The organism is Streptomyces sp. BE20 (assembly GCF_036322525.1).
In the GTDB taxonomy this organism is placed as follows: Bacteria; Actinomycetota; Actinomycetes; order Streptomycetales; family Streptomycetaceae; genus Kitasatospora.
In genome coordinates, this window is the sequence record NZ_JAQYWW010001005.1 from 71,524 (window position 1) to 84,580 (window position 13,057).

At 72.9% G+C, this 13,057-nt stretch carries 14 protein-coding genes; 7 read left to right on the top strand and 7 right to left on the bottom strand.

What is annotated here, in order from left to right; all coding sequences use genetic code 11:
- Nucleotides 1–735: an XRE family transcriptional regulator gene (locus PUR61_RS25830; protein WP_329881870.1), complete on the bottom strand. Its 735-nt coding sequence runs from the start codon at nucleotides 733–735 to the stop codon at nucleotides 1–3.
- A gap of 227 nt (nucleotides 736–962) precedes the next feature.
- Nucleotides 963–1,559: a hypothetical protein gene (locus PUR61_RS25835; RefSeq protein WP_329881790.1), complete on the bottom strand. Its 597-nt coding sequence runs from the start codon at nucleotides 1,557–1,559 to the stop codon at nucleotides 963–965.
- A gap of 388 nt (nucleotides 1,560–1,947) precedes the next feature.
- Here PUR61_RS25835 and PUR61_RS25840 point away from each other — a divergent pair, with 388 nt between their 5' ends.
- The 4 genes from PUR61_RS25840 to PUR61_RS25855 all read left to right on the top strand — a co-directional run bounded on the left by PUR61_RS25840 (nucleotide 1,948) and on the right by PUR61_RS25855 (nucleotide 4,229).
- Nucleotides 1,948–3,162 (top strand): helix-turn-helix domain-containing protein, encoded by a 1,215-nt coding sequence (locus tag PUR61_RS25840; RefSeq protein WP_329881791.1) that lies wholly within the window; start codon nucleotides 1,948–1,950, stop codon nucleotides 3,160–3,162.
- A 312-nt stretch (nucleotides 3,163–3,474) separates the two neighbouring features.
- The gene (locus PUR61_RS45515) at nucleotides 3,475–3,873 is read left to right on the top strand and encodes a DUF7848 domain-containing protein (RefSeq protein ID WP_443035235.1); all 399 of its coding nucleotides are present in this window, start codon (nucleotides 3,475–3,477) and stop codon (nucleotides 3,871–3,873) included.
- Nucleotides 3,870–4,025 (top strand): hypothetical protein, encoded by a 156-nt coding sequence (locus PUR61_RS25850; RefSeq protein WP_329881793.1) that lies wholly within the window; start codon nucleotides 3,870–3,872, stop codon nucleotides 4,023–4,025. Before PUR61_RS45515 ends, PUR61_RS25850 begins: the two co-directional genes overlap by 4 nt.
- 57 nt (nucleotides 4,026–4,082) lie before the next feature.
- The gene (locus PUR61_RS25855) at nucleotides 4,083–4,229 is read left to right on the top strand and encodes a hypothetical protein (RefSeq protein WP_329881794.1); all 147 of its coding nucleotides are present in this window, start codon (nucleotides 4,083–4,085) and stop codon (nucleotides 4,227–4,229) included.
- A gap of 155 nt (nucleotides 4,230–4,384) precedes the next feature.
- Here the strand turns inward: PUR61_RS25855 and PUR61_RS25860 are convergent, their stop codons facing one another.
- The 4 genes from PUR61_RS25860 to PUR61_RS25875 form a co-directional block, all read right to left on the bottom strand.
- The gene (locus PUR61_RS25860; RefSeq protein ID WP_329881795.1) at nucleotides 4,385–5,662 is read right to left on the bottom strand and encodes an NAD(P)/FAD-dependent oxidoreductase; all 1,278 of its coding nucleotides are present in this window, start codon (nucleotides 5,660–5,662) and stop codon (nucleotides 4,385–4,387) included.
- A 189-nt stretch (nucleotides 5,663–5,851) separates the two neighbouring features.
- On the bottom strand, nucleotides 5,852–6,283 hold the full coding sequence (locus PUR61_RS25865) for a nuclear transport factor 2 family protein (protein WP_329881796.1): 432 nt from the start codon (nucleotides 6,281–6,283) through the stop codon (nucleotides 5,852–5,854).
- A 6-nt stretch (nucleotides 6,284–6,289) separates the two neighbouring features.
- Nucleotides 6,290–7,093, bottom strand: coding sequence for an MBL fold metallo-hydrolase (locus tag PUR61_RS25870; RefSeq protein ID WP_329881797.1), 804 nt, complete (start codon nucleotides 7,091–7,093; stop codon nucleotides 6,290–6,292).
- A 175-nt stretch (nucleotides 7,094–7,268) separates the two neighbouring features.
- Nucleotides 7,269–8,675: an MFS transporter gene (locus PUR61_RS25875; RefSeq protein WP_329881798.1), complete on the bottom strand. Its 1,407-nt coding sequence runs from the start codon at nucleotides 8,673–8,675 to the stop codon at nucleotides 7,269–7,271.
- A 100-nt stretch (nucleotides 8,676–8,775) separates the two neighbouring features.
- On the opposite strand from PUR61_RS25875, the gene PUR61_RS25880 reads away from it, so the two are divergent.
- Both PUR61_RS25880 and PUR61_RS25885 read left to right on the top strand, forming a co-directional pair.
- Nucleotides 8,776–9,873, top strand: a complete 1,098-nt coding sequence (locus PUR61_RS25880) for a DUF5937 family protein (RefSeq protein ID WP_329881799.1) — start codon at nucleotides 8,776–8,778, stop codon at nucleotides 9,871–9,873.
- A gap of 153 nt (nucleotides 9,874–10,026) precedes the next feature.
- Nucleotides 10,027–10,962, top strand: a complete 936-nt coding sequence (locus PUR61_RS25885; RefSeq protein WP_329881800.1) for a PhzF family phenazine biosynthesis protein — start codon at nucleotides 10,027–10,029, stop codon at nucleotides 10,960–10,962.
- A 115-nt stretch (nucleotides 10,963–11,077) separates the two neighbouring features.
- Here the strand turns inward: PUR61_RS25885 and PUR61_RS25890 are convergent, their stop codons facing one another.
- Entirely contained in the window at nucleotides 11,078–11,638 is a 561-nt protein-coding gene (locus tag PUR61_RS25890; protein WP_329881801.1) for a hypothetical protein, read from the bottom strand.
- A gap of 132 nt (nucleotides 11,639–11,770) precedes the next feature.
- Here PUR61_RS25890 and PUR61_RS25895 point away from each other — a divergent pair, with 132 nt between their 5' ends.
- Nucleotides 11,771–13,000 carry an aminoglycoside phosphotransferase family protein gene (locus PUR61_RS25895; protein ID WP_329881802.1) on the top strand — a complete coding sequence of 410 codons (1,230 nt, stop codon included), beginning with the start codon at nucleotides 11,771–11,773 and terminating at the stop codon, nucleotides 12,998–13,000.
- The last annotated feature ends 57 nt before the right edge of the window (nucleotides 13,001–13,057 follow it).

A 13,057-nucleotide genomic window follows, 5' to 3' on the forward strand; every position in this document is an offset into this window, starting at 1 on the left:
TCAGACGGGGTCGGGCAGCGTCGGGACGACGCTGAACCGACGAATGGCGTCATCAGCGGTCGACCGATCCAGCAAACTGAGTTCCCACGGGCCGGTGTTGACGTCGAACTCCTTCCCGAAGCCGATCCACTTGCCGGTCATGCGCCGCCCCGTGGGGTCCACGAGCAGTTGAATCGCGCCGTGGTAGCGGGCCCCCCGGTAGTAGCCGTCGTCGGCAGTCTGCTCGGTCCAGGTGCCCGTGACCACGTTGCGGTCGACGGTCAGGTCCAGGTGAAGTGGCGAATCGGCGTTCGACGAGGCGCCCGGTAGCGACGACGCCGCAAGCCGGTTGCCCCGTTGGGTGAGCACCACGTGGTGCGGCCCCGAGTACGTGTTCTCACGGCTACTGCTGAAGTACTCGTAGTGACTGAGCCAGACCCCGCTGTAGTCGCCCCCCGTGGGGGCGGGCAACGGCTGAGGAGTCGGGAACGAGCGGTCGGAGGTCATGTCGTGACCTCCAGTCCCGTCGTCCGTGACTCGCGGGGGTAGCTGAGCCGACGTGAAGCCAAGGCGGTCGGCGGACACGTTGGTCACGGCCTCCAGCGCTCGAAGGTACACGGGTCGAGGCGCACGAACCTCCCCGGACTCCCAGCGTTGCACAAGCCGCTTGCTGGCGTCGTTGGGTTCGCCCAACTGCTCGCCGACGTCGCGCAGCTGGCGGGCAGGTTCGTCCTGACTGAGGTCGCACCTCTGAATCCAAACCCCAAAGGGGGCTCTGGGAAACCTAAATGACGGCCTGTCAAAGCAGTGGTAGTGACGCCCGGTCGGCGTCGAAACGGCCGTGCCGAACGCGCCACGATCAGCCTTGTCCACCCCGTGACGTTATGGACTGCAAGGGGTGTCTCATGTCAGGGGTGGGAGAGGTTGTGCGGGAGGCCGGTGTCGGTGGCAGGCAAGCTGTGCCCCGGCTGCCGCACAGTGACCTAACACTGCGTGACGCGAATCCCCTTCGACCGCCATGGTTCCGGCGCTTCCTCGGCGTCGGCGAGTCGCTGGATCCATGCCAACTGGCTCTCGAAATACTGCCAGTACGGCGTGGGACCGGTCGCAGTATCTCCCTTCCCGAAGACGAGAATCGGCCCGTCCGTGCCGCGCTTTCCGTGCCCGTAGATCATGACCCGCATCGTGTCATCGATCATTTCCATGGCAAATGAGCAAGGAAAGTTGAAAAGGTAGATCTTGAAGTCGCCGCCGCGCCGGGCGGCCTCGGTCAAGGGGGTTAGCACCTCGTGCATGTACCGTGCGGGATCCTCCATGGCTGCCTCCGCCGGCTCCAGTCGATACCGGTCCTTCCTGGAGGCGCAGAAAGGATCCATGATGAAGACCCTGATCGGAACCTCGTGCGACGTGGAGACAAGGAGGCTCAGAAGTTCTTCACTGCCATAGAAGTTGCGCGTCAGACCGAACATCGTGATCCGCAACCGAGCCTCACGGATGCGCTGGACCAGATCGGCCTTCGAGTCGGTGTTGGTGATCGGAAAGAGGTCATGGAGTCCAGCCGGCTCCAGATGTCCCAACATGCGTCCACTGTAGTCCCGGCCGAAACCCAACCGGACCGACTATCCGGAGGCCAAGCGTTCGCCCGGCTGTCGACCCGTGGACCCACCTCCTCCGAATTCCACGGAACGGGCTGGCCAGCGTTGTCCGGGCGGGCGCCTCTCTGCTCCGCTCCCGGAGAGGATCACCCGCAGCGTCGGAGCGATCATCTCGGCTCGGCTGTCGAAGCTGCCGGGAACCCCCACGCCTCCCGTGTCCGACGCCCCTCCGCGCCCGGATCGCTCGCAGTCGCCCCGAAAGCAGTCTCACGAGTGCCATGGGCGGGGGGTGGTGCGGGAGGCCGGTGTTGAGGCTGAAGGTTGTGTTCTCTCCATAGAGACTGGCGGACGCTCGGCGTTCTACGCTGAGCCCATGGCACTAGATCCCGCCCTGCCTGTCGGCCGGCGTATCCAGTACTACCGGGAGCGCGCCGGGAAGAGCCGAGTCGTGTTCGCGGCGCTGCTTGGCCGGTCGCCCTCTTGGCTGAAGCAAATCGAGATCGGCGTCCTGTTGCCGCCGCGCCTTCCTGTGCTGATGCGCATCGCCCAACACCTGGGGATCGATGATCTCTCGGCGCTCACTGGTGACGTCAGCATGCCCCGGTCACTGTACTCCGAGATAGAGCACCCCGCGCTGGCCTCGGTTCGCCGAGCCGTTGACAGCGCGCCGCTCGGTACCGCGGGCGGGCCGGCTCCGCAGCTGGAGCACATCGCGGTACAGCTTTCGGAGGCATGGCGGACGAGGATGACGCGGGGCGATCACCGCACGGCGCTGGCAGAACTTCTCCCTCCGCTCGTCTCGGCCGCCTCCGTGGCCGCATCGCATCCGGGGTGTGTCGATCGACGCCGTGCGGAGATCATGTACGCCTCCGCGCTGAACCTGACGCAGATGTACGCAGCATTCCAGGGGGATGGAAACCTCGTCTGGCGGGTGGCGGAGCGGGCCCTCGCCACGGCGCGCGCGTCCGGTTCTCCAGCGGCCATCAGTCAAGCGTGCTGGTTCCTGGTGGAGGCGTTCCGCAAGGCGGGACAGTGGGAGAGCGCACAGACCCTCACCGAGGACGCACTCAGGCTGTTGGACCCCGTGAGAACGGAAAGCCCTGCTCTCGCCTGCGCTTGGGCTGACATGGCTTATCACGCTGCCATCACTCACGCTGTTGCGGGGGAAGGTGGTGACGCCTGGAGGTGGATCGACCGTGCGTCCGCCGTCTCCGAGATGCTGCCGGTCGGTCACTGGAGCGCGCCGACATCAGGATCCCGGCAGGCTGCTGCGCTGCACTCGGTGACGGTGGCTGTGGAACTGCGGCAGAGCGGTACGGCCCTTCGGTGGGCACGACGGCTGCCCGACGCTGACGTAGTGGCGGTTCCGCGCCGGGGGAGGCACCTCATTGAGGTGGCCCGGGCACACGCGCTGAGGGGGGAGACGGACAAGGTTGCGGAGCGGTTGACCACCGCTGTGGCGGTTGCCCCGGAGACGGCGCGATGGAACGAGGAAACCCGTTCCATGGTGCGGACCTTGATCGACGGTGGCCCCGCCGATCACGCGGCCGGCCGGAGACTTGCCGATGCCATCGGGATGGCCGCCTGAGAACAGGGGGCAGATACTCTGCCCCTCCTCCCCGTAACGAGCCCGTAGCGTCGTGTGACGAAACGGGCTCTTTGCGTGAAGGGGCGAACGAATGGCGGCGGCAAGACAGCGGAAGCAAGGGCAGATTGACGACCCGAGGCGACCGTTCCCCGGACGGTCGGGCGGGACGGTCAAGGTGCCCAGCGGTTGGCACCCTTTGGACGACTACCGGTCGGCGCCGCGAAGCGACTTCACCTCGACCGGCGAAGCCCTCCAGCGGGACGCGATCCTCGCGCACTGCGAGTGCGTCACCTGTGTCAGCCGGCGGTCGGTATGACGGCCCGCAGGCTGGAGCCGGTCGACCCGTGGACCCACCTCCTCCGAATCCCACGGAACGGGCTGGCGAGGGTCATCCAAGCGGGCGCGGAGGCGGAGAGCAGCACGCTGGCATCGTCGTCCGACGCTCCCCGCCCGGTTCGCGGCCGGTGGCGGTTCATGGACTGGGTGCTGCGGATCGACGTGGAACCCGACCGGCCCCCGGTCCTGCACCGCTACCGGTGCGAAGGGGAGTCCGAGGACGGCCGGCCGTGCGCGGCGCAGAGCCCGGTCACGGAGTCGTTCGAGGTCGCACAGCAGTGGCCCGGGAAGCACTTGCGGGACCACCAGGATCACCGGAGCTACGCGCACGTCGTGACGACGCCGTGGGTCATGGTGCCGAAGGACGAGCTGTGATCACGGAGACCGGGCCCGAGGTCGTCAACTGCCTGGTGTGTGCCGCGTGGGCAGCGCTGGAGCAGGTTTCCGAGGAGGCCGAAGACCACTCCCGGGCTGTCGACGCCCGGATCCACGCCGCACGACACCGTGAGGCCGAGCACGGTGGATGACGACGGCATGGAGGACTACCGAGGCCCGTCACCGGGCCCGTTGGTCCCGACCCGCCCTTGAGCGATCAGCACCGCCAGGCCGCCAAGGCCCACACGAACGACGCGCGGGAGAAGAGCGACAACGGCAAGGCCGCCGGGAAGTCGACCACTCACGCCAACAACGCCGACACCACGGCTGCCCGCCTGGGGCGCCAAGGGGGTTGAGCTCCCGTCCCGGCAGCCGGATCGTGGCAGAGCAGCCACCGGGACGGAAGGGTGGAGCAGAGCCCCCGGACAGCGGGCGCTGTCCGGGGGCTCGGTGCCGAACCGGCGTGAGGATCACGGACGGTCGGCTATCGAGCCGGAGTGCCGGACGTGTCTCAGACGTCGCCGAGCGGAACGTCCGGATCCGTCAGCCGGTCCACGTCCACCGTCCGCTGTGACCGGATCAGGTTGCGGATCGGATCGACGACGTCCCAGATGTTCACGTTCATGCCCGCCAGCACCCGGCCGTCCTTCAGCCAGAAGGCGATGAACTCCTTCGCCTTCACGTCGCCCCGGAACACCACCTTGTCGTAGCCGCCCGGCTCCACGTAGCCGACGTACTCCATCCCCAGGTCGTACTGGTCCGAGAAGAAGTACGGCACCCGGTCGTAGGCGGCGTCCTCGCCGAGCATCGCCCGCGCCGCCGTCTGCGGCTGGTTGACCGCGTTGGCCCAGTGCTCGACCCGGATGTGCCGGCCGAGCTGGGGGTGGAAGGCGTTGGCGACGTCACCGGCCGCGTAGACGTCCGGGTCCGACGTCCGGAGGTGCTCGTCGGTCTTGACGCCGTTCTCGATCTCCAGCCCGGCCGCCTCGGCGAGTCCCGTGTCCGGGGCGATGCCGATGCCGACCACGACGGCGTCCGCCGCCACCGACGAGCCGTCGGCCAGCCGGACACCCGTCACCTGCCCGTCCTCGCCGGTCAGTTCCGCGACCTTCGCGCCGAACCGCAGGTCCACCCCGTGGTCGCGGTGCAGGTCGGCGAAGACCTGGGCGACCTCGCGGCCCAGCACCCGGAGCAGCGGGAGTTCGGCCGCCTCCAGGACGGTCACCTCGGCGCCCGCCGCCCGGGCCGCCGCCGCCGTCTCCAGGCCGATCCAGCCGGCCCCGATCACCACGATCCGCCCGCCGGACCGGAACGCCGCCCGGAGCCGGTCGCTGTCCTCGACCCGGCGCAGGTACAGCACACCGTCCTGGTCGGCGCCGGGCACCGGCAGCCGGCGCGGCACCGAACCGGTGGTCAGCAGCAGCTTGGCGTACTCCACCCGGCTGTGGTCGGCCAGCGTGACGGTGTGCGCCGCCGGGTCGATCGCGGTCACCGCCGTGCCCAGGCGCAGGGTCACGTCGTGCTCCGCGTACCACTGCGGGGGATGGACGTAGATCTTCTCCCGCGCGGACTTGCCGAGCAGGTAGCCCTTGGAGAGCGGCGGCCGCTCGTACGGGCGCTCGTGCTCGTCGCCGATCAGGACGATGCCGCCCCGGTAGCCGGCCTCGCGCAGTGCCTGGGCGGCCTTCGCGCCTCCGAGGGAGGCGCCGACGATGACGTACGGGTGTTCCGTCCCGCCGTCGCCCGTGCCGCCGGTGGTGCCCGTGCTGTTCGTGCTGTCCGTGCTCATGGTGAACTCCTCGCTCTCCGGCCGGAATCACGGACAGCCTGCCGTCGCCCGGCGGGGCTGTCGAGACCGCACTCGGGCGCGCCGCGCGGGCTCCCCCGAACGGGTGACGAGGACCGGGCGGCGGCCCCACCGCGTACGGACGGTCCGGAACGGCGGGGACGGAGCGGGGCGGGGGGCGGAGTCAGGGCGTCACGGTGACATCGCGTCGCGGACCAGGGCGGTGTCGGTGAACTGCTCGAACCGGACGATCCGGCCGCCCCGCACCGTGAAGTGGTGCGCCACCCGGATCGCCAGCGACCGGCGGGTCGACCGGTGGACGGCCGTGTAGCGGGCCAGCACGACCACGTTCTCGCCGTCCACCACGTAGCGGTCGTCGTGCGCGGTCCAGCCCTCCCAGTCGGCGGCCAGCCGCTCCATCACCCCGCTGGTGACGCCCTTGGGCGTCCGGTACGTGCCGGCCAGGGGGAAGCCCGCCATCTCGGTCCACTCGACGTCGTCGGCGAGGGTGGCCCGCAGCGCGGCGAGATCGCCGCGCGCCGAGGCCAGGTACTGGCGGCGGACCACGTCGGCCGGCGCGTCGGACTCGGCGAACGCGGCGGTGGACCTCGGGATCTCGATCATCGCGTCTCAGCCCCAGGTCATCTCGCCCTTGGCGACCTTGGTCCCGAGGTCGACCGCCAAGGTCATGCCCAGCTCCGGGAACCTCCGCTCCAGCGCCTCCTTGGCGGACGCCGCGTCCGGCGCCCGGCCGACCTCCGTCTCGAAGGCCCGCAGGTAGTCGCGGGTGTGGTCGATCGGACCGGTGTCGGTGGGCGAGCCCGCCGTCCGGTGGCCGGCCGCCACGAACTCCGGTTCGAGCACCGCCATGTCGTCGAGCAGGCCGATCCAGGCCGCGCGCTGCTCCGGGGTCGGGGTGTCCGCCGTCCACACGTGCAGGCCCTGGAAGAGCAGGACCCCGCCCAGGACGGCGCGGTGGTGGTGCTGCCACAGGTAGTGCCGGTCGGGCAGGTGGAAGTCGGCGCCGCGCAGTTCGAACCGGTGTCCCTCGAAGACCAGCTCGTCGTTGTGCAGCACCTCGGGGCGGACCAGCCGGGTGGGCAGCTCGGGGCCCAGGTGCTCCCAGGCCGCGAGCTTGGTGTCGAAGGTCTCGTCGATGTGCTCGACGGTCAGGGCGGAGGCCAGGAACCGGGCCTCCGGGAAGACGTCCTGCACCTCCTGGGCGCCGAAGTAGAAGTCCGGGTCCCCGTGGCTGACGAACACCGTGGTGAGGCGCTTGCCGGTGGCCCTCACCCGCTCGGCCAGCCGGCGCCCGTCGGACCGGGTGAACCCCGCGTCCACCAGCAGGGCGTCACTCGGGCCGGTCACCAGCACGGAGGTCTTGTTCAGGGAGCTGTCGGGGCTGTCGATGATCTCGAAGTCGAGGGCGCTCATGCGGGTGTCCTTCCTCGCGGCCGGGCGCGTCGTCCCGCGCGGAGTGCGTCCACGCGTCGCCGCCCAGCATCGGCGACCGCGCGCCCGCCCGCACCCCGGGGCGGGCCGGCGGGTGGACGGCCCGGCGGCTGAGGGGCGGGACGGCCGGACGGTCGAACGGCCGGGCCGTCGGGGGTCACCCGGTCGGGGCGAGGCGGGTGACGGCCGCGGCGGCGAGCAGGGTGGTGGCGGCGAGGACCCCCCAGAGGACGCCCGGGCCGACGGCCAGCAGGGCCGTCAGGGCCGCCGGGGCCAGCGCGCGGCCGACGCCCATCGACAGCTCCCAGCGGGCCAGCGCCCGGCCGAGCTGCTGCGGCGGTGCGGTGGCGGCGACCAGGGCCGTCCCGGAGCCGGAGTAGAGGATCTCGCCGAGGGTGAAGAGCACCGAGACGGCCGCCACGGTCGCGGCGCCTGCCGTGCCGCCGAGCGTTCCGGCCGCCCAGAACCCCAGGTACGAGAGCGCGAGGGCGGCGCCGCCGGCCGCCAGCACCGCGCGTCGGGACCGGTCGGCGAGGCGGAGCACCAGAGCCAGCTGGAGCGTGATCACCAGCACCGTGTTGCCCACGAACACCCCGGACGACCAGGCGGGGGAGGCGTGCAGGTGCAGTACCAGCAGGGCGGGCAGCGCCACCTCCAGCACGTCGAAGGAGAACGAGTAGGGAAGGTTGGCGAGGCTGAGCAGGGTGATCCGCCGCAGCTCGGGGCCCGTCGCGGCCGGGCCGGAGGGAGCGCCGCCGGCCTTCCCGGTGGCCACGGTGCCGCCGGTGCCCGGGGCGTCGGCCGCGCCGGGCGGCCGGCTCGTGTCGACCCGCAGGGAGTGGACCAGGACCGCCGCGACCAGGCAGGCGACGGCGGTCACCCCGGCGAGCAGCCGGATCGTGCCCGAGCCGCCGGCCACCGCCAGGGTGGCGAGCAGCGCGCCCGCGCCCAGACCGGCGTTGCGCAGCGTCCGGCCGGCCGCCAGCGCGGCGTCCCGGGTGCGGCCCTCGGTGAGCGTCGAGACCACGGCGGCGTGGGTGGTCGGCCAGGACTGGCTGCCGACGCCGAGCAGCACGGCGGCCGCGGTGAAGCCGGCCACCCCGTCGGACAGCAGCAGCGTCAGCGCGCCGGCCGCCCGGACCAGCAGGGTGGCCGCCGCCGGGAGGCTGCGGGCGCCCCGGTCGATCCAGCGGCCGGTGAGCGGGAGGACCAGCAGGCCGACGACCATGCCGGCCGACATGGCCAGGCCGGCCGTCCCGGCGTCCAGGGCCAGCACGCCGATGCCGTAGAGCAGGAGGAACGGCCGGAGCAGGCCGGTGCCGAGGGCGTCGACGACGAGGGCGGCGGCGTAGCGGCGACCGCCGGCGGCGGTGAGCAGGGAGATCAGGGCGGCCGGGCCCGCGGGGCCTCTCGGGCCCGGCCGACCGGCCGGAGGCTCTGCCGGAGTGGCCGCCGGAGCCGGAGCCGGAGCCGGAGCCGGAGCCGGAACGGTGCGGGGGTCGGGGACGTCGGTCGGGACGGTCGGCGCGGGCTGCTGCCGGGCCGGGCTCTGGAACGGGGTCATGGCCGGTACCGTCCGCCCGGACCCCGCGCGCGGGCACGTCGATTGACGAGTACCGTCAATCGACGCGGGTCGGCCGACGGGCGGGTGGCAGGATCAGGGCGTGAGCCTGACCATCGACATCACCTCCCTGCCCGACGAGCGCCTGATCTTCACCCCCTCGCCGCTGGCCGAGATGAGCGCGATGCTGCACGTCCTCGGCGAGCCGGCGCACCATCCCGAGCGGCACGGGTGGGCGGCGAGCACCACGGCGTCCGTCCCGCCCGCACTCGCCGAGCGGCTCGCCGAGGCGGACTTCCTCTGGCGCTCCTCGCGCGCCGACTTCCTCGTCCCCGGAATCCCCGGCGCCACCCTCGCCGACGAACTGGACGCCGTCGACCGGATCGACGACGAGCAGTACGTCCGGGCCGCGCTGGTGCTGACCTGCGGGGCCTCCCGCCTCGCCCACCGGATCACCTCGCCGCTCACCGACCCGGTGGCGCAGGAGCGGGCCCGCGAACTCGCGCTGGCGCGCGGCCCCCGGCAGGCCGACTTCGCGGACCGGCTGCTCACCGACCCGACGGCGGTCCGCGCCCTGGTCCGGCGGATGCTGGAGGACTGCGCGGAGGCGTTCTTCGCCGACGCCTGGCGGCGGGTGCTGCCCGACCTCGCGGCCGACGCCCGGCGGAAGACCGACCTGCTGGTGCGGTGCGGCGCCGCCGAGGCGCTGGCGGCGGTCTCCTCCTCGGTGGCGCTGGAGGACGCCGGCGGGGGACGGCGCCGGATCGTCGTCGACAAGTTGCAGGACAACGCCACCAACGGGGCCGGCGCCGGCGGCGTCACCTTCATCCCGACGGCGTTCGGCCGGCCGCACCTGGTGGTGGTGCACACGGCCGGGTGGCGGCCGGTGGTGCAGTACCCCCTGGCCGAGGACGGCGTGCCCGAGCCCGTCTCGCTGGCCGTCGTCCAGCAGCGGCTGGAGGCGCTCGCCCACCCCGTCCGGCTGCGGCTGGCCCGGACCATCGCGCGCGGGCCGCACACCACCGGCGAGCTGGCTGCGGCCTGGCAGCTCAGCGCGCCCGAGGTGTCCCGGCACCTGGCGGTGCTCCGCAAGGCCGGGCTGCTGGTCACCCACCGGCGCGGGCGGTACATGCTGTACCGGCTCGACCTGGCGGGCAGTGCCCGGCTCGGGACCGACCTGCTGGAGGCGGTGCTGCGCTGACGGCGGGCCGTGGTGACGGTGCGGCGTCATGACGGCGCCGCGTTGACGGTTCGGCGTGCGGAACACCGGGGCCGGCGGGCCGCGTGAGGGATCTGCCGCCGGACGGGGACGGTGATCGGGAACAGCGGTGTGACCTGCCACGTTCGAGCGGACATGACCAGTGACGCCGTGTCGGCGACCCCCCTGACCCCCGAGACCTCCGCATCCGCCGGGGCCGCCGGGCCCGAGATCCTCCGTTACGCCGCGTTCGCCACCGACCCGGGCGGCGGCAACCCGGCGGGCGTGGTGCTGGACGCCTCCGGGCTCTCCGCCGAGCGGATGCTCGCCCTCGCCGCGGAGGTCGGCTACTCGGAGACGGCCTTCCTGGTCCCCGCCGGGGCGGGCGGGTCCGAGGCCGAGGCCGGGGCCGGGGGGCGTTACACCGTGCGGTACTTCAGCCCGCTGACGGAGGTGCCCTTCTGCGGCCACGCCACCGTCGCCTCCGCCGTCGCCCTCGCCGAGCAGGTCGGTCCCGGGCGGTACGTCTTCGTCACCGCGGCGGGCGAGGTTCCGGTCGAGGTCGACGCGGGCGCGGACGGCACGCTGCGCGCCACCCTCACCAGCGTCGAGCCGTACGTCGAGGAGGTGGGCGGGGCGGACGTCGCCGAGGCGCTCGCGCTGCTCGGCTGGGCGCCCGGGGACCTGGACGCCGCGCTGCCGCCCCGGATCGCCTACGCGGGCGCCCGGCACCTGGTGCTGGCCGCCGCCACCCGCGACCGGCTGGCCCGCCTGGCCTACGACTTCGACGGCCTGGCCGCCTTCATGACCGCGCGTGACCTGGTCACCGTCCAACTGGTCTGGCGCGCCGGCCCCGAGGTCTTCCACGTCCGGGACCCGTTCCCGGTCGGCGGTGTGGTCGAGGACCCGGCGACGGGCGCGGCGGCCGCGGCGTTCGGCGCCTACCTGCGCGAACTCGGCGCCGTTGCGGACCCGGTGGTCCTCACCCTGCACCAGGGCGAGGACCTGGGCCGCCCGGGCGTGCTGCGGGTGGAGCTGCGCGAGGGGGACACCCGCGTGCGGGTGTCCGGCGCGGCGGTGGCGATCCGGTAGGCGGTGCGGCGGCCGGCCCGGCCGGTGGCGGTCCCCGTTCGCCCCCCGCGGGGGATGAACGGGGACCGAGTAGGGGCGAACAGGGACACGTGGGGTGCGAGCGGGCGGTGGGGTGTTACACCGTGGGCGGGCACACCAGCGTGCTGGTGACGGCGGGGGTGGGGACCTCCGCGCCGTCGTGGGACAGCGTGCCCAGTGCGTACTCGTAGTGGAAGTAGTGCGGGGCGAAGTCGACGACCGGGTGGACGGTGCAGTCGGAGGTCGCGGGGTACCGGAAGGACAGCGTGATGGTCCGGCTGGTCCCCGGATCGATCGGCACCTGGGGCGAGGTCAGGTTGAGGATCACCCGGCTGCTCTGGTAGTCGCACAGGCTCACGTCGCCGGTACATCCGACGAACTCCGCGCGCGCACCGGTTGCGGGCTGCGGGCCGACCTCGACCATCGGCAGCCACAGGTAGAGGAACTGCACGGCAGTGGTCTGCGGATTGGTGAACGTCACGGTCAGGTTGGCGACCTGGCCGGGTGTCACCGTGGCGTGGTCCACACTCAGGGCGAAGTGCGGCGCCAGGACGGCGGGCGCGGCGGTGGCCTGCCCACCGAAGCCCAGCAGGCTGAGGAACAGGACGAGTGCGGCGACGAGACCCGTGCGCTTCGTCGCCGAAGTGGTTGTCTGCATGGCTGGGTAGCGTAGGCAGCCGCGCCCCCCGCGTCTGCCCCGCACCCGGAGAACCGGCCATGATCCGCACCGGCCCCGGACGGGGCGGTAAATCGCTCGCGCGGATGGGATGAGCTGGGGGAACATGCCCGGATGCGAGCGAACGGTCGGACGGTCAGCGTCCACCTCACCCACGGGGACGACTACCTGGGCCCGGTGGGCCCCTTCGAGCTGGCGGAGGCGTGGTGGTCGTCGGCCGGGCCGGTGGCCGAACGCGTCGCGGCGGAGGTCGGGGTGCCCGTGGTGGTGGTCCGGCTCACCGGGGTGACGGGCGGTGAGGGGGGCGGCGGCGGACACACCGTCTACCACGTGGAGACGTGGGAGTGCCCGGCCGCGGCGGCGCCGCGGCCTGCGGAGCCCGACGTCGCCGCACTCCTCGGACCCGCCGAGCGGCGGGCGGGCTGGGCCACGCCGTCAGGGCTGCGCGAGGCGCTCGCCTGGGCGGAACGGGAGCTGGCCGCGGCCGGCCGCCCGGCCACCGGTCGGGCCGAGCAGGTCCGGACGTGGAACCTGTCGGGGCTGTTCCGCTTCCCGACCGCCGCCGGACCGGCCTGGCTGAAGGTGATCAACCCTGCGTTCAACGCCCGCGAGGCGGACGTGATCGCGCTGTTCGGGGCCGTGGACCCGGCGCTGGTGCCGTCGGTGATCGCCGCCGACCCCGGCGCCGGCCGGCTGCTCCTGGACGAGGTCGCCGGAGAGGACTGCTGGGGCCCCTCGGAGGCGGAGGTGGCCGGCGCCGTGTCGCGGCTGGTCACCTCCCAGGCGGTGCTCGCGGCCGACGGCCGGGCCGCCGCGGCCGGTCTGCGCGACCGGACCCCGCGCGCGCTCGCCGCCGGGGTCGACGGCCTGCTGGACCGGTTGGAGACCGAGTCGGACCTGACGGCCGACGAGCTCGCCGCCGCCCGGGTGCTCGCCGCCCGGCTGCCCGCCCTGGTCGAGGAGCTGGCCGCCTGTGGGTTGCCGGAGACCCTCGTCCACGGTGACTTCCACCCCGGCAACTGGCGCTCCGACGGCGGAGATCCGGTGGTCATCGACTACGCGGACTCCTGCCTCGGCCACCCGGCCATGGACGGGATGCGGCCGCGCGCGTTCGTGAGCGAGGAGGGATGGGCGCAGGTGGTCCGGGAGTGGGCGGGCGCGTGGCGGGCGCAGCTCCCCGGCTGCGAGCCGGAGCGGGCCCTGGACCTGGTCGGCCCGCTCTACCACCTCGCGTACGCGCTCCGGTACCAGGAGTTCCTGGACCACATCGAGGTGAGCGAGCGTCCGTACCACGAGGGCGACCCGGCCTCGGAGGTCCGGCAGGCGCTGCGGGCGGCGGGCTGACGCCCGACGGGTGCGGTGCCCGCCGTGCGGCCGTCGTCGCTCCGGGCCGGGGGCTCC